Genomic DNA, 22,649 nt, shown 5'->3' with positions numbered 1-22,649 from the left:
TCGGTCTTATCTGCATATTAGCACATGATTATTTGATTGTCAAGATGGAAATGTTATTCAGGTATCCTGTCGCCGTAGTAGATCACAAGCTGAGCGTAGATGCTGCTCCAGTCCTGACGGCGACCGGTCCATTTTTTCGTGATGTCCTTCATAGCCAGATAAGAATTATAGGGCAGCGTTATTCTGGCTATTCCACTGATAATGTCGCGGACTTCCATTTCTTTTTTTCTTTCCCCCCGGTATTTGCCCACGCTCATCTCACGCTCCATTTCATCAATCAAAGAATAATGACACCACCCAATGATGCCATTTCAGAAGAAGTTCTGTATCTCTTAGTGTAAACATCTTCTCCTGTTTCTCTCATTTTTTCGGTATATGCCGGATTAATGAAATCCAGCTTTTCAAGGCTAATCTCCTTGAGCTTATTCTTAGGGGCAGGACCTTCTTCGAGCGTACGTGCGATATCCCTGATCGAATATGCACCTCTGTCATTGCCAAGCTGCTGATACGCCGTGTTCAGTACATTATAATTCGTTTTCAGGAACTTGTTGACAGTCCGTGCATATTCAATACGTCTCTTTCCGTCACCTATATGCAGCCCCTTAAGCTTTTGTTGCTTTCTCAAGGTTGTCAAGTGCTTTCACTACCTCGTCATAGGTGCTGTCGTTCGGCGACAGTGCCGTCACCTTTGCCAGCGCGTCCTCCATGGCATTGAAATACTTTGAACGCTTGTGCGCGCTTCCCTTTACTTCATCAAGTTCTCTTGCGAGTATACTTGCTTTTCTGCTTATTTCGGCAACATCTTTCTTGGCTCTGTTGATAAATTCGTATTCATCGAGCAGACCGACAAACACTCCGTTCTCCAGCGTCTTGTTCTGCTCCTCGAGCATTTTCGGGACTATATTGTTACGCTCTATCTTGCCTTCAAACATTTTGACATAGGGTTCGTTAGCTTCTTTTGAAAGGTTCTCACTTAGCGCATTATTTGCCGCGATGAAGTTGTTATTTGCCGTGATAATCTCATCACGCAGTATTTCAGCTTCTTCGGCATCTTTCACTCCTTCATTCAGACGCTTCTCTGCATCTATCCTATCCTGCAAGGCGCTCCAGATAGCAGCAAAGCCAAGATCATTTATGCATTTATCAAGCTCATTTGGCGAGTACATCTCCCTATTCAAGGGCTCGATCTCCTTGATAGGTGCATGAAAATAGCTGGCAAAAAGCCACTCTTTTCCCTTCTCCATCTGTGTGGGAGCTTTCTCTTTCTCGTTTTCAACAGCAGCCTCTACGATAAACTTTGTATGGTCTATAAATGCCTTCAGACCAATCAAGCCTTTATTTTCGAGGTTATCAGATATACCCCAAAGTATTGTGCTGAATTCGTTAAGGCTCTCGGAGATACCTTGTTCATCGTTATTATCGAGCGCACTTTTCAGAGTCTTCTGAACACTCTCAAGTTTTTCGGAATCGATCCCATCAACTACAGAAATACTTTCCATCAGGAGAATGTACCTTCTGCATTATTATAAAGTTTATCGAAACTAAATACATTGAGCATTTATTAAGCAATTGTTATTTTTTTGGCAAAGTGTAGCTTTATTTACATTCCCGCACGAAAATGTAGTTTAAGCTACATTTTGTCGATATATTATATGTTGCAATTTCTGAAGTGTAGTGGTATGATATAGTCATGGGAAACAAAAGCGCGCAAAAAAATGCGCAGAATTATCAGGAGGATAAAAATGAACAACTTAAACACAAAGAACAAGAGATTTGCAGCAATGCTGGCTGCCGCTGTAATAACAATTTCAGGAGCAGCCGCAATGCTGACGGGCTGCGGCTCCGACACGGAACCTGCTTCATCAAACACTCCCTCAACAAGCAGTTCTGCTGCTAAGGAGACAACAACAGGAACTGTAACATCAGGCACTGATACAACCGACAAGAAGTCAGGCTCGACCGCCGCACAGAAGGCAGATAATACTCAAGCGGCAGGTGGTACTACTGCTGCAAATGCAGATACTTCCTCGCAGAGCACTGCTTCCGGCAATACTGATGATATCAAGGTAGGTATAGACCGTGAAACAGCTATAAGCAATGTTAAAACACAGGCAGGCTCGGGTGCTGAGATCATCAGCTGCACAAAGGGTTATGCGCCCGACGGAATAAGCTGCTGGATCGTTGTTGTAGCTCCCGTAACGAACGGCAGCACTCCCGAGCAGATCACATACTACTCCGGCTATCAGTTCTGCTATCCCGACAGAAACAATCCTGAGCCGGCTGCAACACCGAGCGACGGTCAGAACCCGATGATGAACTTCATCGGTACATATACTAACGGCCGCGCAACTATGACAGTTTCATGCATCGGCATGGATCAGGCTTCAATAAATATATCATGGAGCGGCAACGTTGCCGAAAGCAGTGTATGGACTATGAGCGGACCTGTTACAGTTTCCGATGATGGCGTTTCGGTTACATACACCAATTGTATCAAGCAGTCTTTCACCTACTCATCAGACGGCGAGCTTATCAGCAGCACTACTGATTACGAAAACGGAAACGGTTCTTTTGACTTCTCATCTTCCGATTATAATGCATATTGGTACGATGCAATGGAAAATGCAGGTTCCGGCAGCTCATTCTGGTTTGCGAGCTGATAATGCCGATATCCCCCAAATAACTATACCATAACATCAGAACAGGCGTGTCTCCGGATACGCCTGTAATTCTGTCAAAGCCGTATCACAGCAAAAAAACGCTCTCCTCTGTGCGCTTCCCTTAACGAAAAAGTGGGCTACCGAGCCGTAATCTTGCGTTACGTATTCGGTAGCCCACTAAACTGCCCGAGGGGACTCCCCTCTTTGTCCGCTCGGAGCGAAGCTCATTCTATTCCCGCTGCTTTGTTCAGATAATCAAGCTGATAATCAAAGGCAGCCTTTAAAAGAGTTCTGTATTCTTCGGGTGCGTCCTCACAGCCGCCGAGATATACGTCAATATCCTTATGGAAGCCATTAAGCTTTTTAGGTTCATACCAACTGTAATCCCAATCGGGGTACAGGATTACGGAATTGAACAGCATCATAAGAAACATTATCTTGGTGGCAGAAACGGCACTTTTTGCGGCAGATATCTCTCCGTTATCTTTTGGCTGACCGAAGCTCCCGAATGAACGTCCCCTGTCAAAAAGCGGAGCAGGACGAAATTTAAGAGTTTTTAAGTCTCTTATAAAGCCGAAGTTGTCCGAGTGGCTGTCTCCTGCAAGGGTAAGGTCAAATACCGCACCGAGCTTTGCATAGTATGCAGTTATGTTTTCTACCCCCATTTTTATAAGTGCTTCGGTAAAGGTGTTCAGATGGTTTTTATCCTTTGATATTGCCTTGAAGCTGTAGCAGTCATTTGGCAGTTCCAACATTTCAAGTATGTGTGCTGCCGGGACAAATTCTTCATAGTTATTTATCATTCCACGGCAGGCTAAGTAGCTTTCACCTTCAAAGTCAATATGCTTGTAAGCAACGTAGTCTTTTTCATCAAGCAGTCTTTCGGTGAGCCTTGATGAAAGAAGCTCTGCCTGCTCGACGATGCTTGCCTGCCCCGCTTCAGACTTCAGAAGCATAGGCGCACTGTCTGTTTTTATCCACGCTTTTTTTGATATACCCCCAAGAGTCAGGTCGGGTGTGAACGGGTCGGCTTTCTTTAACGCAGGATAGTCACAGCGAAGAATAGCATTACCCATAGATGTGTCATAGTCTCTGTCAAAGCAGTTTACATCCTGCCAATTGAGGGGCGAGCCCTCAGGTCTGTACCAATAGCAATCGGTAAGCGAAAGCCCGAGTGAATATACGGAAAGCTCAAGCTCATTGTTTAAAGACAAGGCATTTATTATGTCGGCTGTATCCCGACGCATTACACTTAATGTCCTGCCGCAAAGCAAACTGTAAAGCGAATGCTTTATATCATCGCTCCCATTAAAATAAACAGGAGCATATTGAAGCTCCTTGACTTCACCGATCTCATTTATTATCCTGTTTTCAAGGTCGATATCAAAATCAATGACCTCGTGCTCCGCATTCATTAGTGTATAGCGCATTATTTCTCCTTGTTGTTTTGCAGACCTGCAAATTGTTGATTTATTTTATCGTTTCAACAACTAACCCCTGCCATACAGTTTCATTCTTTATAACGATAAATAAACACTATGCCCCAAAGCACTTTGAAACGCTTCGGGGCAAAAGTATGTATAGGTACCCTTTTATTCAAAACGGTCTCATTTATTCTATTATCAGAGCTTTGCTCCACACTCGATGCAGAATTTCTGTCCGTCAACTCTTTTAGCTCCGCAATTAGTACAGAACTTTGGAGCACTCTGCTGCATCGGTCGGTTCATGTCAGGCACTATATTCGGAGGTGCAGGCTGGTTCATATTCGGATTCATAGCCTGATTCATCATCGCCATACCATAAAGCATAGCAGGATTCATACCCTGTAATCCCTGCGGCGAGCCGTTTTCATTGTCGGCTTTTTCTTCCTTTTTGTTAAGCTCCGCTCTCATTTTACCGAGCCTGTCCTTTGACTCTTCGGTTATGTCAAAGTGTAAAGTATCAACATAAACACTGTCGTTCGCATATGCAAACTCTTTTTCTATTTCCTGTTTCAGAGCTGAACCCGAGCCGATCATATTCATGAAAGACTCGTTGTTTATTGCAGCATCCATGGTCATTTTAGACAAGCACTTATTGATCACAGCTCCGAGCACTGCTCCGAATTCTGCTCTTACATCGGATACTCCGTCATAGTGCCCCGAAGCAGCATCAACAAGCGTTGCTGTTCCCGAGATCGTTGCCTCCATAAGACAGTTCTTTCCCTCTACGCTCTCATTGAATTGGAATTTATTTCCTGAACCGAAATTAACTGTTATTGGATTCATTGTTTTACTCCTTATATTTTTTATTTGCATATTTAAGATAGTTTTCAAACTCAAGGTCAAGCCCTGGATAATCCACGTAATCCTTTTTCAGGAGCTCATTCACATAGTCCTGCACAATTTCATTTTCAAGGCATGAATCAGATCCAAGAAGAGTTGCAAGCTTCGCAAAATGAGCCTTATCGTCTGACTCGTTTATAAGATATATCGACATCGTGCTGCCGTCGAGCCAATGCGGTACAGTATCGAGCCACTTTTCTTCGCTGTACCTGACCGCGTCCTTCGACATCTGCTTTGTAAGTGAAAGGGTGCCATCGTCCATAAACTTATCGTAATAGCGTGCTTCTGGCTTTGAAATAATACTCTCGAGAGCTTCGTACCAGCCTTCTCCGCCAAACCTTATGAGCTCAGCATCTTCCTCGATATACGGTACGTCATATTGACCGTAATGAGCTTTGCCGTCTGAAATGTATACGTGATAAGCGGTGCCGTTCTCATCATAGACCAGAATGTCCTGCCGCCCTTTCCACGTTGCTTCAGTAGTGACCACAAGGACGGGAGCGGCCTCATCGCTGAGAGATATATCAGCTAAAACAAGCTTTTTCCTCAGCATTACAAGGTCAAAACTATCTAGCTTATTGTCGGTACACAAGTCAGCAGCTCTCCAGTCGAAGTCAACGTCGATATGTGGATCGAGCAGCCATCTCTGGAGCAGAACAGCGTCTGCGATGCCTACAGAGCCGTCGTTATTGACATCCCCTGTTATGTTCAGCTTTGTCCTGAAGACTAAATCAAGCGCCCCGTTTTCAAATCTTGTGATCTCAGGCCTGTCATCACAAATGAAGCTGAACTCATCAGCAGTATAGAAGAGCTTTGCGAGCTCGCCGTCAACATACTCGGTATTATTATTGATAATGAAAACAGGTCCCGTGTGCATATCGCCTATTCGTATATCCGTACCGAACATAAACGGGTGGTTTTTCAGTATCTCGTCGGGGAATGGCTCTCCCGTATCCTTGTCGAGAACGGTTATACGCGTCTGCCCCGCAAGCGGTACAGACTTAGTGTGATCGAAGTCTGTACGATCATCGTCGGCTTCATACCCAGAGTATAACTTTTCATTTGCGAAAACCGTCTGTCCGCTTGAGAACGTCGTCCCGACTGCGGTCATTGCAGCAAAAGAAGCAGCTATAAACTTCGTATACTTCATCGTGTTCACCTGCCATTCGTCATATTTGCGGTACTACCGCTTTCCCATATTATAACATCGAACCTCCGAAAATGCAATAGCACAGGCAAATTTTATCAAAAATTCAACGGATACCTCTTTTTAGTCCTTTCGCATTCTGATCTCATAAGGATTATCCGACGCAGCATCAAATCCGAGCGGCAGATACTCCGAAGGGATGTATTCCTTATAATCGAGGTCGTAAGCGTAGTTGCAGAAAATCAGTTCTACGTAAGTTATCGTATTCTTCTTTTCGGGAGTGTGTATCGCATATACAAATCCCTGATAGTCGTCAGCATTCATCGCTATCGGGTCTTCTTCATCCGAAAAACCGGTAACTCCGTAATAGTCCTTATATGGTGTGATACCGCAGTCAGCAAGCCTGTCAAGCTCGGCTTCATAGTCCGACTGAGAATATGTGACAGTCAGATAACTGAGGAACTGTGCATCCCACGGATTATAGTAGACCATTTTGTATTCGAGGACCTGCATATCGTCGGTCAGCTCGTCAGGGAAAATCGACTCGTCCATCCCCCATTTATTCCTGTATTCATTTTCAGCCTCCTCGCCCATATATCTCGAATAATGGGACGCGTCGGTATCCACTTTGACCTGTGAAAAAGCTCCGTCAAGCAGAATGAACCCGATAACGCCAAGGAGAAGAGCTATATGCATTATGAAATAAGCTGCGACAGCAGCGGCTGTTATGAGTGCGATAGTAACCGCAAGCTTGCGCTTTTTCTTCTTTTCGTATTTTACGAATCCCTGTGCTGTATCCATTCGGAACTGTACATCAGGCACAGGCGCTCCCATAGCCTCGGATGCTGCACGGCAGGAAGCACACTCCGCAAGATGTTCTTCGATAAGTCTGCGGCTCTCGTCACTTACCATATCCTCTGCAAACAGGGGAAGCAGGTCGCGTACGACCTCACACGGCAATCTCATCATTATCACTCCTTTATACCATTTTGTATCATTGACTTTGCGCGATGAAAAGTAACGCAGGCCCAATGCTCGCTCTTGTCAAAGATTTCGCCTATCTCGCGGAAAGAAAGCTCTCCGAAGACCCTGAGCGAAAACACTTCTTTATAGGGCTCGCGTATGGTGTGGAGAACTCTGTGCAGGAGACGTGCAACTTCCTTATCGGCGATGAGCTCAGTGAAGTCTGCTCCGTCAGCTATATGATCCTCAGGCACATCATCACCTGTCAGGTGCTTTTCCTTTCGGCAATGTGAATAATACAGGTTGCGCGCTATAGAGCAGAGCCATACTCTCAGCTCGGATTCTCCACGATATTCATTTATCGAACGAAATGCGCGAAAAAATGTCTCCTGCGTCAGTTCCTCTGCAAGCGTTTCGCTCGCGGACAGTCCGCGCAGGAATCTGAACACGTCGTCGTAATATGCGCGAAATGCAGCTTCAAAATCCACTATGGCTCTCCCCCCTTCCGAGAAATCTTTCTGCGTTCTCATATATAAGACGCACGAAAAAAAGAAATATCACAAAAAACTTTCCAAAAAACTATTTTTATCATATACCAGTTCCGACAATGTGTCAAGATAAAAGCAGAAACTAACAGAATTTTTTTAACGAATTATAAACATTTTCCGCCCGACTTGCTATTTTCATAAATATGTGTTATAATAATTCATTATAGATGAAGGAGGAACCCAAATGAAACACTTTTTCGCTAAAACACTGGCAGCAGGTGCGGTTATCTGTGCGCTGATGTCAGCTCCGATATATACAAATGCGGCTACTCCCGAGGAAGCCGCCGAACTTGCACGTCAGTTAGGCTATTCCGAGGACCTTATACTCCAGGGCTGGAACGAATACTATGCTAACCCCGAGCTCTATCCGCCCGAGGTCATCGACCAGTATATGGAGCAGCTCAGAGAATCGGGCAGCAAGGTAGTTACAAATGTTCCCCATGACCCCCAAGCTACCGTTCCGCCCGCAGCCACTCAGGCAGCTCCTGCTACGACAACAGCAGCAGGTAATCAGACAACTCCCGTTCAGTCGGACGAGATAACTCTCACGATGCCCGACGGCTCTGTCTTCACGCGTATCGGCAGAGCCGCGTTCATTGCTCTTTCCTATGATGACAAAATGGCATATCTTGCGACCTTCACCGACGAGCAGCAGACTGTATTCATCAATGACCTCTCACCCGAGGAGCGCAGAAGTCTCCTGAAGCAGCTCCCTACGGAAAAGAAAATGGAAGTCATCGACGATATGAAAAGCATAACCGATGATATGAACCTCACTCTCAATGTCGAGGAGGTCAGCGATGACAACGTCGTTATCTCCATGAAAAACGACAAGGGCGAACTCGTCGCGGTAAGTCATGCAAAGGACGTTGTTGAGAACACGGGCTATGATCGTCGCGGCATCTTCGCAGCCGCAGGAGCTCTCCTGCTCACATCGCTTGCAGGAATGTACATCGTAGTAAAAAAGTGCTTCGGCAGAGAGGACAGAAGTATCTGATATGAGCACAAAAAAGAAAAACAGTGTCGTCCCGCATATCTTTGCTCCTTTCTTTGTGACAGCAATATGCATATCAATAGTGTCTGTAGCACTGATAAAGCCCTATGATAAGCTAAAAATGTATGCAGACATCGCTTTTATGGACAAGCTCAAGTCGTCTCCCTCCGATGATTCGGGGCTCGTTATCAGGGACAACACCATTATTTCCGAGTATACAGGCGAGACCTCTGAAACAGGTGAGGTCGTCCGTCCGCAGTTCGGCGAATTATACGCCACTATAAAGTGCAGTGGGTTCGATATTGATGTCCCCGTATATTGGGGCAGCAAACAGGAGCTCCTTGAAAAGGGTGCCTGTCAGTCCTCGGGCTCGGCTGTCATCGGTACCGAAGGGAATGCCGTCATCAGCGCTCATGTTGACACATTTTTCACAGATCTGTCTAAGCTCAAAAAGGGTGATATCATCACTGTAAATACAAACTACGGCGAGTTCACCTATAAAGTCACCGAACTGATCTCATTCAGTGCTTCCGACCGTAAATACGTCGTTCCGTCCAAAGAGACAAAGCTCACACTTTATACCTGCAAGAAGGATATCCTCGGCAATACGAACGAACGAGTCGGCGTTATCTGTCAGCAGGAAAAAAGCGCCTTCTATGCTAAAGCAAAGGAGGCTGAATAAATGAAAAACGCATTTTCTTATATAGCCTCCGTATTCGTCTCTGTAATACTGGTATTCTCTGTTCTCGCAGGTACAGGCGCAGGGATCGTAAAATACTGTGCGACAGAGCAGCAGTTTAAAACTATATCCGAAAAACACGATATTGACGATAAGGTCCGTTCGGAACTTGAAAAATACTTCCATGAGCGATCATCCGTAACGGGTATCCCGGAAGAAGTCTACATGGACGCTATTGACAGCGAATACATTCACGGTATTATCGAGCAGACCATTGATAACGGATTTCAGAGACTTCGCGGCGGCAACGCTTCGATCGAAACAAAGAATGAAAAACTTGAAGCATCTATCGACGCTTTCTTCAACGATTACGCTGATAAAACAGGCTACAAAAAAGACGACAAGTTTGAGAAAAAGCTCACAGCTACGAAAAACAGTGCGTACAGCATAATCCGTGAATACAGCGATGTCTACAAGTTCGGCGCGCTCGACAGTCACGGAGTCATCACAAAGCTCTCGAAAATATATACACGCATAGACCTGATAATGATAACTTCGGCTTCTGCGGTACTGATACTCATCATCGTTCTCCTGCTCATAAATATGAGTGCGAAAGCTGAAACTGTATACTGGACAGGAGTTTCCGCTCTCATCGCGGGTGTTATCGGAACCGCTCCATGTGCGTATCTTCTCGCAACGAATTATTTCAGCTCGTTCTCGATAAAACAGGCGCAGATATACACGTCTTATACTGAAACTATGAAACTCTTTACAAACACATTTATGTATGCAAGCATAGGCATAGCTGTACTTGGCTTACTGCTCATAATCATCTATGCTGTTTTTAGACCTAAAAAAACACAGGCTGCATAATACAATGATATATGCTTTTATGCTCTCGACTTCCATGTCGGGAGTTTTTTTGTCTACAGGCAAATCTCGCGCAGTCAAGCGTATATAACGAAAAAACAGGAGCCCCGATATAGCGGCTCCTGTTTTGCTGTAATCTACGTGATAAAACCCTGATGTACTTTTCAAAGCTATAGATCGTGTTGTTTTCCTCCATAGGATATACGATATGACCCGCAGGGCTCTGATGGAAAGTGCGGCTATCCGATATGCGGGATATCAAGCCGCTCTTTAGAGTGCTTCCCTTAGCAGAATTTGTGGGCTACCGAGCCGTAAATTTACGGTACATATTCGGTATCCTGCGAAACCGCCAAAGGGGGCTCCCCTTCGTCGCCTTTTTTATGCGCCCTTATCAGCTTTCTTGTAAGTCGCGACAACGTACATACCAAGACTTTCGTTGCGCCTGTCATATATCACGTTGTTGATAACGGGCACAAGGTGGAAATAGCTGACCCTGTTGGTCACGAACACACAGTATGCTCCGCCCGAAAAATCGAGGTCCTTGAGCTGAGTGTTGTTGTTGTAGTCGCGCTCCTTGTAAATCCCGTTCTGCGACATATACTCCTCGAACACGCTCTGGTCATTATAGGTCTCGAAGCCCGATCTTTCGGCAAGCTTCTTGAGCTCCTGCTTGACCGTCGAATAATCCCTGCCGACAAGCTTGGTCATCGTTCTGACAACACAGCTCTGCTTGTCATCGCTGGGGTCGTACAGCTCAAATGTGAGCTTACATTCTTCTGACATATTATTCCCCTTCCATCATGGAGAGCTCCCTGAACAGCTCTTCCGCGGCACGGCTCGCTCCCTTAAATACGGGCCATGCATCAATATTATCATTACTCCTTCTCGGTATCAAGTGGATATGAAAATGCTGTACGGACTGTCCTGCACTCTCCCCGCTCGCGTTCAGAAGATTCACACCTTCATATCCGCAGTTCTCTGCAAGGTGGAGCGACACCCGCCTGACTGCTGACATGAGATGTGAGAGCGTCTCATCGTCACAGTCGAGTATGCTCACCATATGCTTCTTCGGTATCACAAGGATGTGCCCTTCAACGTCGTTCGCAACATCCATGAAAGCGAGTGTATGCTCGTCCTCGAATACCTTCATGCACGGCAGATCTCCGCTGATGAGCTTACAGAACACACAATCGTCCATAAAAGCCTCCCAAACCATTGATAGACCACAAATAATTATAGATGAAATATGTCTGAAAGTCAATAAAATCCAAAGATTTTAAACCTTTTTAGTGACATTGTCGACCTTCTATGATTTGTATTTAGCGAAATATAACAAAAATAAAAGCAACAATCGGAGAGATACAATACAAATCAGCAATAATTGACTTGCATAATTCACAAAAATGTAATATTATAAGGTAGGGTTATAGGAATTGGGCGGATATAAATATAAAGAACACTTGACCGCATTAATCTATTCATCTTTAATTTATATCAGGAAAGTGAGGAGTGATACACATGAGATTCAATGGTATCAAAAAACTCGTTAGCAGCGTTGTTGCGGGCATGGTTTGTATGTCCTCTGTCAGCCTCGGCGGATTTATGAGCGCACACGCCGACAAGGTACTCCAGACAAGCCCGAGCCATACTCAGGAGACAGGTTCCTACAACGGCTATCACCACGAGATATGGCAGGCTGATACGCCGAATTCGTCAACAATGACGCTCTATGACAACGGCGGCGGTTTCGGTACAAGCTGGAAGTGCGGTCCTAACGGCTCGAGAGGAAACTTCCTCGCTCGCCGCGGACTTTTCTACGGTCTCAACAACCCCAACCACTGGCAGGATTACGGTGGATTCACCTGCGATTTCGATTGCAGCTGGTCGGCGGGTTCCTCCGGTAACTCACGTATTTGTATCTACGGCTGGACACAGAATCCTCTCGTTGAGTTCTACATCATCGAGGACTGGAAAAACTGGCGTCCGACTTCAAACAACGCTAAACAGGTAACTATCGACGGCAGTGTTTACGATGTATTCACGAACCCCATGAACTCGTATACTATCGAGGGAAACAAGGCTTTCACCCAGTACATCAGTGTTCGCCGCGATACAAGAACCAAGGGTACTATCAGTGTTTCCGAGCATTTCAAGGCTTGGGAAAATCTCGGCATGAAGATGGGCGGTCTTTATGAGGTAGCCTTCAACGTTGAGGGCTGGGAGAGCGACGGTCAGGCCGATGTTAAGTCGCTCAGTATCGAAGAAAAAGCCCCCATTCCGGGCTCGACAACCACTACTAAGCCTGTCGATCCCGATACCGACGGATCATACATCAAATACGACTTTGACAGCTCGTTCGCAGGGTTCAGCGGAAGGGGCAGTGCTAAGGTCTCTAAGGATTCCGAGAATTACTACGACGGCGGCAGCTCAATGTTCGTTTCGGGTCGTTCCGAAAACTGGCACGGCGCTGCGATCGAACTGCCTTCAAATATTTTCAAGGCAGGCGAGACTTACAGCTTCAGTGCGGCTGCTCTTCAGAAGAGCGGTGCTTCCACTGACATTAAAATGACGCTCCAGTATAACGACGGTTCAAAGGAAAACTACGACGAGATAGCTCTCGTAACCGCTAAGAGCGACGAGTGGACTAAGCTCGAGAATGTTTCCTACACACTTCCCTCCGGTGCTACGGATATGACCCTTTATTTCGAGGCTCCCGACGACCTAACCGACTTCTATATTGACAATTTCGTTGCCGCAGTCAAGGGCACGAAATCAGAAGTTGTCACAGGAAATGGCACTGTTGAGGGCGGCTCCATAGCTCCTCCCGCTCCGACGGGTCAGCTCAAGGGCGACTTCTACGCAGATAAGGTCATCAACACTTTTGACCTCGTCGCTGCAAGACAGGCTCTTCTCGCCTATATGGCAGGCACAAATAAAAACATATCCATGGAAGTCGCTGACGTAGACGGTGACGGTGCATTCGCTGTCAATGACCTTGTTGTACTTTCCAAGTTCGTTCTCGGACAGATAAAGGAGTTCCCGAAATCATCGGTTTCCACCACAGCAGTGACCACAAAGACACAGAATTCGGAGACAACTACTTCAAAGAATAACCCATCATCAGGAAGCTTCAATATGGCAACTATTGCAAACGATATGGTAAACAGCTCGCCCGGTAACTTCAACACGAAGCGCGGCGGAGTTGACTACGGCAAGGTGGAGAAAGTCTCCTACCAGTCCAAGGACGGCGGCGGTCAGAAGAGCATGAACGTTATCCTGCCCGCAGGCTACTCCACAAACAAGAAATATCCCGTATTCTACGTTCTCCACGGCATCGGCGGAAACGAGGATTCAATGGTCCAGATGGGTATGCAGACCATGCTCGGCAATCTCCTTGCCGACGGTCTCTGCGAGCCTATGATCATCGTAAGCCTTAATATGGTTACAGGCGGCAGCGGCGGAAATATGTTCTCGCAGGAGTTCATGCGTCACAACGACCTCATCCGCGAGGATATCAAGAACAGCGTTATGCCCTATATGGAGGAGCACTACTCAGTTGCTACAGGAAGAGAGAATACCGCTATCTCGGGCTTTTCTCTCGGCGGACGTGAAGCTCTCTACACAGGTATAACCGATTCTGAGAATTACGGCTATGTGGGCGGCGCGTGTCCTGCTCCCGGCATATTCCCAACAAGAGATATGTACATGGAGCACGAAGGCTCACTCAAGCAGGAGAGCCAGTTCAAGCCCTCTGCAATGCCCTACCTCATCCTCATATCAGCTGCGGCAAACGACGGCGTTGTCGGCAACTACCCCGAAAGCTACCATAAGGCGCTCCAGAACAACAACGTTGAGCATATCTGGAACGTTATCCCGAGCGGCGACCACGGCAATGCTACAGTTGACCCGCATATGTACAACTTTATGAGATACCTATTCAAGGCGTCATAACATCACACTCCTTAAAAAGACAGTCCCATTATAGGGACTGTCTTTTTTATTTCAGCGGGAATGTGACTTGCCAGTCGCCGCTTCTGTAGTCGAGAGCTGTGTAGAATTCGCCGAAGAGAGTGCAGTCAGCGAGCCTGTCGTACTCTACGGGCATCACGTACTCGCAGCACATATCCGTGCGCTCCTCGTCGTACCAATAGGAGAAGGAGATACTCTCTTTTTCTGATACGACTTCGTCCCCTTCCCTGTCAACAAGTCTGACCCAACCGTGGCTGTCGGTATGACCGACGTCCTCGAAACGCATAAGGATGTGCAGTGCGCCGTCTACGTAGCCTACGGCGTCGAGGCAGGCATTATCAGCAGGACGGCAAACAGGCTCGTCTTCGGGAAGAAGGAAGCGATAATCGTCGGGATCTGGCAGATAGTCGTATGCACTCCCGCCCGTGATATCACTGCGGTGTATCGCTTCGGGCTCGTTCTGTATTGCCGACATATCAATCTCAAGGTCACACTTTGTTTCCTTCCTGCCGAGGAGGAGCTCCCGCACCGAGAAAGTCACCTTCTTCTTCGGCATATCCTTTCCGTTCATCGTCTCGAGCTCGACCACAAAATAAGCTGTATTCGAGTCAGCGTCGTACTCCGAGAACCTACAATGACCATTCATATCATAAGGGAAGTTTAACATATAGCTGTCGTACAAGTCCCAGTAATCGTAGGAGGTCTCCCCTGTCAGGTCGCGCATTGCAAGGCAGACTTGTGCCGTACTGCCGTCGCATTTTTCTGAGATGACAGTCATCTCGATCCCGTCGTCAGTGCAAGACTTGCGGACAGGCTTGAATGTCTGAGCCACCGACGGAGCGAGCTCATACAACACGCTGTATGCTCCGTCCGAGCCGAGAGCTGTCATCGCGGGCAGCGGACACGCTATCAGAAGCAGTGCCGCAGCTGCTCCCGCGACCCACTTTGTCCATTTACGGTGTATTTTTCGTTCGGGCACTTCTACGTTGAGGAAGCGCTCATCTATATTTCCCATTGCTTTTATAAATGTATCTGCTTTCATATCAGATCCTCCTTTTCAAGCTTTGTACGCAGTCTTTTCCTCAGCCGCATAAGCATTGACTTGACCTTGTTCTCCGTAAAGCCATTCGCGCGAGCAATCTCCGATACAGGTTGAAAATATGTATAACGGCACACGAATACCCTGCATTCGATATCGGAAAGGTCTGCGAGAAAGTCGTTCAGCGCGTCAGTGAGAAGACGCTCGTTCACGCTGTCCTCGACGTCGTCTTTGTCGGATACGAGCCAGTCGGCTACCTCGTCGAGCACGACGGCCGCATCGCCTGAGCCGCGCTTCCGTGCGGTGCTGCGCTCGAGCATATTCACGCTGATATTGCGTGTGAGCCGTGAAAGATACGTCCGCAGACACTTCGGTTCGTGCGGAGGTATCGACCTCCACGCCGCAAGCCACGTATCGCTCAGCGCCTCCTCAGCGTCAGAGCTGTCACGGAGTATACGGCTCGCTACAGCCCCGCAGTAAGCAGAATACTTCTGCCTGACTTCGACTATAGTGGTCTCGTCCCTCTCGCGGAAGAGAGCGAGTATTTTTTCGTCGTCCATTCAGCACCTCCAAAATTGAAATAGAAGCTTCTGCAATACTACTAAGGAAAGCGACTGCCCGCGTTGCATAAAAAAGGAACTTTTAATATTATACTATCCATTTGGAGGTAAGTCAAACGCAGCAGCTTATTGATATTACTACCTGTATTTTTTCTTGCAACATTCTCCAACTTGTTATAGAGATTTGATTTAAAATATCACGTGCTGTAAATATGACTGAATGTATAAACCGCTAAAAATCAACTATTAATCATCATTTTTAGGTTGTTCCGATAATATTTGATTCACAATTTGTGCATATCAAACAAATCTGTACCTTGCATTTTGTTATTTGCAATCTGTATAATTATCCGTTTTGTATTGATTTTTCAGGAAATCTATGGTATAATAATATCAACAAAAGGAAATCCGATCGGGAGGTGCTCTTATGAAAAAGAATCAGATGATCGCTGCTATAATAACAGCTGTAATGACAATCACATCAGCTACCGCTACTGCTATAACTGCTTTTGCGGGCTCAGCCGCAGGCACAACAGGTCCTTACTCGGAATACGACCTCAACGGGCTCGATCCCAGCACGGCAGAGACAAAGCCTACGATGTCCCTCAGCCGCATAGAGCTCCCGATAAATGTAGCTCAGAATAATCCCGTTCAGACTATTGAGCTCACAGTTTCAGGCGCTAAGCTCAAGTACGCATCCACAGGTATCCACGTAAGCTACGACAACAGACTTGACGTTGTTCCCGATGAGTTCGGCTCTTACGCTGACACAGGCCGCGCAGGCTCTAAGCTCGGCAAAAACGTCAGAAAAGGCATACAGAACGACCTGTTCCTCGCTACAATGTGCGGCGAGAACTACGGCATCGACGGCGTTCTCTGGACATTCCAGCTCCGTCTTCCCGAAGAGCTCAATGTTGGAGACGAGTTCCCGATAGAGATACTCTACAGAAATGCAGACGGTACAGCAGACCTCTTCGCGAGCGTTGAAAACGACGAAGCAAGCCGCCTTATGGAAGCTTGGTTATTCACAAACGGTATCGAGCAGGGCTACATCAGAATAACTGAGGCTGAGGCTGAGACCGAGGCACAGGAAGAGACTCCCGAAGAGCCCGCTATCGAAGAAGAGACTCCCATCGAGGAAGAGATCATGGTCGGCGACATCAACGGTGACTCCATCATAAACGCCTCTGATTCCTCCTGCATACTCTCTACATACGCTCTCCTCCAGACAGGTCAGAACATCGAGCTGTCAGAGGCTCAGATGAAGGCTGCCGACATCAACAACGACAGCAGAGTTGACTCCAAGGACGCTACAGACGCTCTTCGCTACTACTCCTACCTCTCCACAGGCGGCACACTGAGCATCACGGATTTCCTCGCAGAATAATTTCCAATCATAGTGAAAGTTCCAACCTCCTCTAACAAAAATCGGAAGGCTATAAAAAGCCTTCCGATTTTTCATTGCAGAAGGCTGCCCGATTTTGAGCAGCCTGTCTGTTTATGATAGTTTTTCATGCTTTTGCGAGAAGGAAGTCCTTGAAGCTGTCACTGCCTCCGACCGAGAGATATGCGTAGTAGCCGAGGATATACGAGGCGTCCTTTGCATTCAGCTGTCCGTCTTCATTGACGTCTGCCGCCGCAAACAGCTCATCCGTCATATCTTCGGGGATATCGCCTGTCGAATATATCGCGTATATCGCAAGCACCTTCGATGCGTCCTTTGCGTCGACCTTTCCATCGCCCGAAGGGTCGCCGAATCCATAGATTCCAACAGGTTCGGTCTGAGTTGTCGTTACAGGCTCTGTTTCCGTTGTTGAAGCAGTTGTAGTTTCTGTCGATGAGGTGGTGGATTCTGTTGCAGTTGCAGTCTCGGTCGTTGCAGTGGATTCTGTTGTAGTTGTGGTCTCTGACGTTGTTGTAGATTCGGTTGTAGTTGCAGTCTCGGTCGTTGTTGTAGATTCGGTTGTAGTCGCAGTCTCTGACGTTGTTGCAGTGGATTCTGTTGTAGTTGTGGTCTCGGTCGTTGTAGTAGATTCGGTTGTAGTTGCGGTCTCGGTCGTTGTAGTAGATTCTGTTGTAGTTGCGGTCTCGGTCGTTGTAGTAGATTCGGTTGTAGTTGCAGTCTCGGTCGTTGTAGTAGATTCTGTTGTAGTTGCAGTCTCGGTTATTGTTGTAGATTCGGTTGTAGTTGCAGTCTCTGACGTTGTTGTGGATTCTGTTGTAGTTGCAGTCTCTGACGTTGTTGCAGTGGATTCTGTTGTAGTAACAGGCGGTACTGCCGTCGTTGTTGTGACTGTTGCTGTAGCTGTACCGTCCGTCGACGCCGTTGTGGTCTCTGTTGTCGTAGATGACGATGTCGTTCCCGTCGGCGCTGTATTCGACGTCGTTTCAGTTGTCGATGATGTCGTTTCTGTGGACGTAGTCACTTCGGTAGTAGTTACGGGAGCTGTCGTCGTCGTTGTTGCTGTTGTAGTTGTTGTGACGGTAGTTGTCGTCGTTGTAGCCGAAGTAGTTGTCGTGCTTGTAACCATTGATGAGGTTGCAGTGCTCGTAACGGCGGCTGTAGCAGTCGTCATTGTTGTTTCCGCAGTGCTTGTTGTAGTTGTGTTAGTGGTCGATGTTGTAGTTGCAGTGGTCTTGGCTGTAGTGGTCGTAGCGGTTGAAGTGGTGGCGCTCGTTGTCGTGGTTGTAGTAGTTGTGGTTGTCGTAGTTGCAGATGTAGTTGTAGTAGTAGCAGTCGTCAATACGGCAGTACGCTCCTGAACAGGATATTCGGCCGTTGCACTGCCTGTATAATTGCCGACAAAGGTTACTGTCACTTTTCCGTATCCGACCCTGCTGCCGTTATCGTACTCGAACGTGTAATCATCTCCCTCAATGAGCTGCACGCCGTCAGCACTCACCTTTACCTCTGGAGCTGTATCATCGAAACCGTCATGAGTTATCACTATATCGGGCTTCCTGCCTGTATCGGACAGCTCCAGCGGTGCGATAGCAACGGGTATGCTGCCTGCTGCCGAGCCGCTGTGCTGCGAGTCTGACTCCACCTGATAATACACCCTGTACTTGCCCGCATTTACAGCCGTCGGGATCTTCGCACTGTAGGTCTCGCCGTCAAGGCTGTAGCTTATCTTTCCGCCGATAACACTCGCTCCCGTGACGAGCTCCTGCTCGGCTCCGCTATAAGTCAGCTCAGCCGCTTTCGGCTCGGTGAACTCCAGTGCGGCTTCCTTTATCTTCCACTGACGGAAGTAAACGAGCGCGACTTTGTAATTGCTCTTGTCCTTGCCGCTTACCGTGACCTCCGCTTCATAGTCGCCGACCTCCGCCGCCTTGTTGTTTTTGTATTCGAGCGTAACGTCGTCGCCGTTGACAACCCCGTTGAGCTCAGCGTAGACCGCCTTTTCAGTACCGTCGTAGAAAAACTCGTACTCCTCATCCCATATAAGCTCTGTCTCCCTCGGAACTACGTGAAGAACAGACTTATAATCGCAGAGGACATTGTAATTCTCAGCCTCGAGCCCGTTCTCGTACATGAGGTCATAATCGCCGACAGGACTATACTGCTCGTAGGACGTAACAAGCTTCGGTGTGCCGATGATGACCGAGATGTCATCGCCCACGGCAAGGCCCTCTGCCTGCATCTCTGCTTCACCGAGCTTCTCGCCGTAAGATACGGTCATTTCTTTCGCGAAGATGTGCAGGCCAGCCTTCTCTATCGTCCATTCCATACTTGACAGGACGTCGGGAACGCTGTAGTTGATGTCAGAGAGCGACAATATCTTCGCTGTATATGTACCTGCTTTCGTCGCTTTATAGTTCCCGAGCACAGCCTCGACCTCATCGCCGCCTACTGTACCCGTAATCGTCGGAACGAGCTGCTTCTCAGTTCCGTCATAGACAAAGCTGAACTGAGTTCCCCATGATACGCTGACAGGCTTCGGCTCGACTGTAAGCACTCCAGCCTTTGCAGTTACTTCGTAGTTTGTGAAGTCGGGTATCTGAGGAAGCATCCCATATGTGCCTACAGAGCTGTACTGCGTATATTCGGTAACACACGGGAAAGAATCAAGGAACACTGCCTCGTCCTTCGCTGTCAGACCGTCATAGGTCACCTTCGCATTTGTAGGAGGCTCCTCGCCGTAGGTCATCTTGCAGCTTTCAGCTGTAACAGTGAGCGGCCTCTTCTTAACAGTGAGCCTGCCGCTATTCACAGTGATGGAATAATCGGAGTTTTCGGGCAGCTCTCCGCTGAGTTCATATTCGCCCGCATTGCCCGTCTCGGTATATGACGATACAGCGGGGACCTCCTCGGGGAAAAGAGCATTGTCCGCCTCGCAGAGGCCTGAATACTTCACTTTCACCTTGCTCGGGAGCTCATCGCCGTAAGTGACTGCGGCGTCCTCAAATGTCACTGTGAGCTGTGCAGGAACTATAATCAGCGGCACCTCAAGCACCTGTGCATTGAAGTTTTTCGATTCATGCTGACTCACAATGACCTTGTACTCGCCGCAGTGTACGGGTGCATCGGCGAGCTCGGTATAAACGCCGCCGCTCTCCTTGACAAACCACTGATAGTCGAGCAAAGCATCTTTGTCAGTGTTATCGGAGAGGATATATCCGTTCAGCTCCGCCTCGGGAGAAACTCCCGTATATACGCACTGCACGGACGTTCCTGCGCCGTTTACGGCAATGGTCGGAGTCCTCTTCGTGACGGTGAGATTACCGAGCTCGTATGCAAAGGTGCTGTCCGAAAATGCCGTTTCGTCAAAGTCTACTGTTATAGGGTAAGTGCCGACAGGTGTCGCTGTATCGGCAGATGCGGCATCGTAGCACGTCACCTTGACCGCGTTTTTCACATTTTCTTTTTCCTCTTCGGAAATGTCGCCGTCTACCTTGATATCAAAATCTGCCTGCTCCCGATAAACGACCGTCGTGTCGGGTACGGTTATGGTTATCACCGAAGACGTCACCTTAAAATATACAGGCTCGGTAACTATCTCCTCATAATCCTCCGAAGCAGGCACCCTTGCAACGACGAAGTAGCTTCCCGCTGTTGTCGGAGCCCCTTCAAGCGGTGTGCTGTCAGACGCCTTATAGTACGTGAATTCAGGCTCTCCGTACTTAGATGAGACTGTTGGTACAGACGGAGCTTCGCCTGCTTTCCAGTCGGATATTTTCAGCGGGGCTGTCCACGAATTCTCCTTTGCCTCGGGAGCTCCCGCCTTTGCTATGACCGCCGCTTCGAGTTCTGCGATGTCAAGCGGCTTATGGACTACGGGCGTCGCCATGACCTCCTCCCGCTTTCTGCGATTGGAGTCAGTGCCGTACCAGAGCTTACCGTCAGAGCTGTAAAGGCTGTATATCCTGTAGGAAGCCTTTTCGGCTTCACTCAGGTCGTAAAGGTCGATATACTGACCGTTGTGGTACGAATAAACAGACGTGGGAGTGGAGAAATAGAGAATGTCATTCACCACAACAGGGACATTATAGCTGTCGCCCCATACATAACCCGGCTTATCGGGGATATCCCACTCCGCAAGTTCTAAACCGAGCTTATCCGTAAGAGGAGCGCTCGCTGCCTTATGCGTCGCTGAATCGTAATCGAAAAGCGTGAACTGCACATCAGTCTCATTGCCCGTCAGAGCGAGCCACTTGTTCTGATAGCGCTGTATAGGCTTCTCAGTGCCGAGCCAGAATGCTTCGCTGAAGGTCGAGGGTACCGCAGCTCCGTAGATATCATTATTGAAGCTGTCTACCCAGTCGGTAGAAGTGTGCGCCGAGGACGAGTTTGCGAGCTCATCGGTCGTCGTCAGGAAGTTGTCATGCTTGACATACCCCTTGTAGCCAAAGTAAAGGTCGTCCCACGTCGTATCGACGAAATACCAGTCATCACCTATCTTTACCGCATTCCATGCATGACCCATGGCTGAGCTCGTGACAAGCTTAGTCGGTACACCGACTTTGTTGAGGAGCATTGCATACAGGTCAGCATAGCCCTCGCAGACCGCCATGCCGTTTTTCAGCATACCGTATGCGGAGAACTGCTCGTAGTCCGAACGCTCGGTCTTGCCGTAGAGGAAAGGGTAGTCGTAATCGAAGTTTGAGGCGACGTACTCGTGGAAATACAGTGCCTTTTCCTCGTCCGACCAGCTCGCCTTCACGGGAGCTGCGATTTCGTCGAGTTTCGCCATATATTCCGCGTATTTGGCGTCATACTCACTGTCGTTGAAACGGTAGTTTATCTCAATGGTGTCATAAAACGGATTGAACGCCACCGAAGAGTTGAGCGCTACTATGCCCACGTCGTAACAACACAGGACATAGTGATATATATCAAGGAATGCATCGGCGTTCTCGTCTGTCATATCCAGTCCCTTCGATTTGTAGTTGACGCTCGGCTCGTGAGCAGCGATAGCAAGGTAGGTCGCCTCTGCCGCCTTTGCACTCTCCTCAGCCGTGAGCGTTCCGACTTGTCCTATAAACGAAAAGTCAGGGACATCCTGCGGGTCAGCTGCCCGTGCAGCCGTCGGCACAAGCGGGAGCTCCATAGCAGCAAGACACAGTGCGACTGCTGCCGCAGTCATTTTTTTCAGATTATTTGTCTTTTCCATAATTTTCACCCTTTCAGCAGCGTGAGTCATATACAGCATTTTTACCATATTTTCTTCACGATACAAATACCTGATTGTATCATACCACAATTATGCATCAATCGTCAATTAGCATACTGCATTAATATTATATGGAGTATATGGTCAATATCACAAATTATTGGTTTTTTCGAGCCTTTTTTGCCTCGCGGATACTAAATATTGTTATTAGTTAAAAGGAAATATAAGTCCGTTTTATCCACCATTTTTTCAAATATTGGGTTGCGGTGCTGAGGAAATGAA

The 22,649-nt window shown here is 47.7% G+C and carries 19 protein-coding genes; 6 read left to right on the top strand and 13 right to left on the bottom strand.

Going from position 1 to position 22,649, the window contains the following annotated elements; genetic code table 11:
• Positions 1-53: 53 nt before the first annotated feature.
• The 3 genes from BMX22_RS00320 to BMX22_RS00310 are packed head-to-tail and all read right to left on the bottom strand — an operon-like array spanning position 54 to position 1,499.
• The gene (locus BMX22_RS00320) at positions 54-281 is read right to left on the bottom strand and encodes a hypothetical protein (protein WP_143055446.1); all 228 of its coding nucleotides are present in this window, start codon (positions 279-281) and stop codon (positions 54-56) included.
• Entirely contained in the window at positions 278-634 is a 357-nt protein-coding gene (locus BMX22_RS00315; RefSeq protein WP_074739941.1) for a hypothetical protein, read from the bottom strand. The genes BMX22_RS00320 and BMX22_RS00315 overlap by 4 nt, the downstream gene beginning before the upstream one ends.
• Positions 603-1,499, bottom strand: coding sequence for a hypothetical protein (locus tag BMX22_RS00310; RefSeq protein ID WP_074739940.1), 897 nt, complete (start codon positions 1,497-1,499; stop codon positions 603-605). The genes BMX22_RS00315 and BMX22_RS00310 overlap by 32 nt, the downstream gene beginning before the upstream one ends.
• A 243-nt stretch (positions 1,500-1,742) precedes the next feature.
• Here BMX22_RS00310 and BMX22_RS00305 point away from each other — a divergent pair, with 243 nt between their 5' ends.
• Complete coding sequence (locus BMX22_RS00305) at positions 1,743-2,660, top strand: hypothetical protein (protein WP_074739939.1); 918 nt, start codon at positions 1,743-1,745, stop codon at positions 2,658-2,660.
• 224 nt (positions 2,661-2,884) lie between these two features.
• On the opposite strand, the gene BMX22_RS00300 is transcribed toward BMX22_RS00305, so the two are convergent.
• The 5 genes from BMX22_RS00300 to BMX22_RS00280 form a co-directional block, all read right to left on the bottom strand.
• Positions 2,885-4,090: a hypothetical protein gene (locus BMX22_RS00300; protein ID WP_074739938.1), complete on the bottom strand. Its 1,206-nt coding sequence runs from the start codon at positions 4,088-4,090 to the stop codon at positions 2,885-2,887.
• Between the two features lie 192 nt (positions 4,091-4,282).
• Positions 4,283-4,927, bottom strand: coding sequence for a zinc ribbon domain-containing protein (locus tag BMX22_RS00295; RefSeq protein WP_074739937.1), 645 nt, complete (start codon positions 4,925-4,927; stop codon positions 4,283-4,285).
• Positions 4,928-4,931: 4 nt separating this feature from the next.
• Complete coding sequence (locus BMX22_RS00290) at positions 4,932-6,134, bottom strand: dockerin type I repeat-containing protein (protein WP_074739936.1); 1,203 nt, start codon at positions 6,132-6,134, stop codon at positions 4,932-4,934.
• 120 nt (positions 6,135-6,254) lie between these two features.
• On the bottom strand, positions 6,255-7,097 hold the full coding sequence (locus tag BMX22_RS00285; protein WP_143055445.1) for a zf-HC2 domain-containing protein: 843 nt from the start codon (positions 7,095-7,097) through the stop codon (positions 6,255-6,257).
• Between the two features lie 5 nt (positions 7,098-7,102).
• Positions 7,103-7,582, bottom strand: coding sequence for an RNA polymerase sigma factor (locus BMX22_RS00280; RefSeq protein WP_318259662.1), 480 nt, complete (start codon positions 7,580-7,582; stop codon positions 7,103-7,105).
• A 244-nt stretch (positions 7,583-7,826) separates the two neighbouring features.
• Here BMX22_RS00280 and BMX22_RS00275 point away from each other — a divergent pair, with 244 nt between their 5' ends.
• The 3 genes from BMX22_RS00275 to BMX22_RS00265 are packed head-to-tail and all read left to right on the top strand — an operon-like array spanning position 7,827 to position 10,188.
• Positions 7,827-8,639: a hypothetical protein gene (locus BMX22_RS00275; protein ID WP_074739934.1), complete on the top strand. Its 813-nt coding sequence runs from the start codon at positions 7,827-7,829 to the stop codon at positions 8,637-8,639.
• 1 nt (position 8,640) lies between these two features.
• Positions 8,641-9,318, top strand: coding sequence for a class D sortase (locus tag BMX22_RS00270; protein WP_074739933.1), 678 nt, complete (start codon positions 8,641-8,643; stop codon positions 9,316-9,318).
• A complete protein-coding gene (locus BMX22_RS00265) occupies positions 9,319-10,188 on the top strand; it encodes a hypothetical protein (RefSeq protein ID WP_074739932.1) in 870 nt (289 codons plus the stop codon). It begins immediately after the preceding gene.
• Positions 10,189-10,563: 375 nt separating this feature from the next.
• On the opposite strand, the gene BMX22_RS00260 is transcribed toward BMX22_RS00265, so the two are convergent.
• Complete coding sequence (locus tag BMX22_RS00260) at positions 10,564-10,968, bottom strand: hypothetical protein (RefSeq protein ID WP_074739931.1); 405 nt, start codon at positions 10,966-10,968, stop codon at positions 10,564-10,566.
• A gap of 1 nt (position 10,969) precedes the next feature.
• Positions 10,970-11,383, bottom strand: coding sequence for an HIT family protein (locus BMX22_RS00255; protein WP_074739930.1), 414 nt, complete (start codon positions 11,381-11,383; stop codon positions 10,970-10,972).
• Between the two features lie 320 nt (positions 11,384-11,703).
• Between BMX22_RS00255 and BMX22_RS00250 the strand changes: the two genes are divergently transcribed.
• Positions 11,704-14,136, top strand: coding sequence for a glycoside hydrolase family 11 protein (locus tag BMX22_RS00250; protein WP_074739929.1), 2,433 nt, complete (start codon positions 11,704-11,706; stop codon positions 14,134-14,136).
• A gap of 46 nt (positions 14,137-14,182) precedes the next feature.
• On the opposite strand, the gene BMX22_RS00245 is transcribed toward BMX22_RS00250, so the two are convergent.
• The gene (locus tag BMX22_RS00245) at positions 14,183-15,196 is read right to left on the bottom strand and encodes a hypothetical protein (RefSeq protein ID WP_074739928.1); all 1,014 of its coding nucleotides are present in this window, start codon (positions 15,194-15,196) and stop codon (positions 14,183-14,185) included.
• Positions 15,193-15,753 carry an RNA polymerase sigma factor gene (locus BMX22_RS00240; protein WP_074739927.1) on the bottom strand — a complete coding sequence of 187 codons (561 nt, stop codon included), beginning with the start codon at positions 15,751-15,753 and terminating at the stop codon, positions 15,193-15,195. The genes BMX22_RS00245 and BMX22_RS00240 overlap by 4 nt, the downstream gene beginning before the upstream one ends.
• 427 nt (positions 15,754-16,180) lie before the next feature.
• Between BMX22_RS00240 and BMX22_RS15735 the strand changes: the two genes are divergently transcribed.
• Positions 16,181-17,140, top strand: a complete 960-nt coding sequence (locus BMX22_RS15735) for a dockerin type I domain-containing protein (protein WP_081348998.1) — start codon at positions 16,181-16,183, stop codon at positions 17,138-17,140.
• A gap of 124 nt (positions 17,141-17,264) precedes the next feature.
• Here BMX22_RS15735 and BMX22_RS00230 read toward each other — a convergent pair whose 3' ends face one another.
• On the bottom strand, positions 17,265-22,367 hold the full coding sequence (locus tag BMX22_RS00230; RefSeq protein ID WP_177172940.1) for an MBG domain-containing protein: 5,103 nt from the start codon (positions 22,365-22,367) through the stop codon (positions 17,265-17,267).
• Between the last annotated feature and the right edge of the window lie 282 nt (positions 22,368-22,649).

The organism is Ruminococcus sp. YRD2003 (assembly GCA_900109435.1).
GTDB classification, from domain to species: Bacteria; Bacillota; Clostridia; order Oscillospirales; family Ruminococcaceae; genus Ruminococcus; species Ruminococcus flavefaciens_G.
Note: the sequence above shows the minus strand (reverse complement) of the source record. Positions and strands in the feature narration are given on the sequence as shown.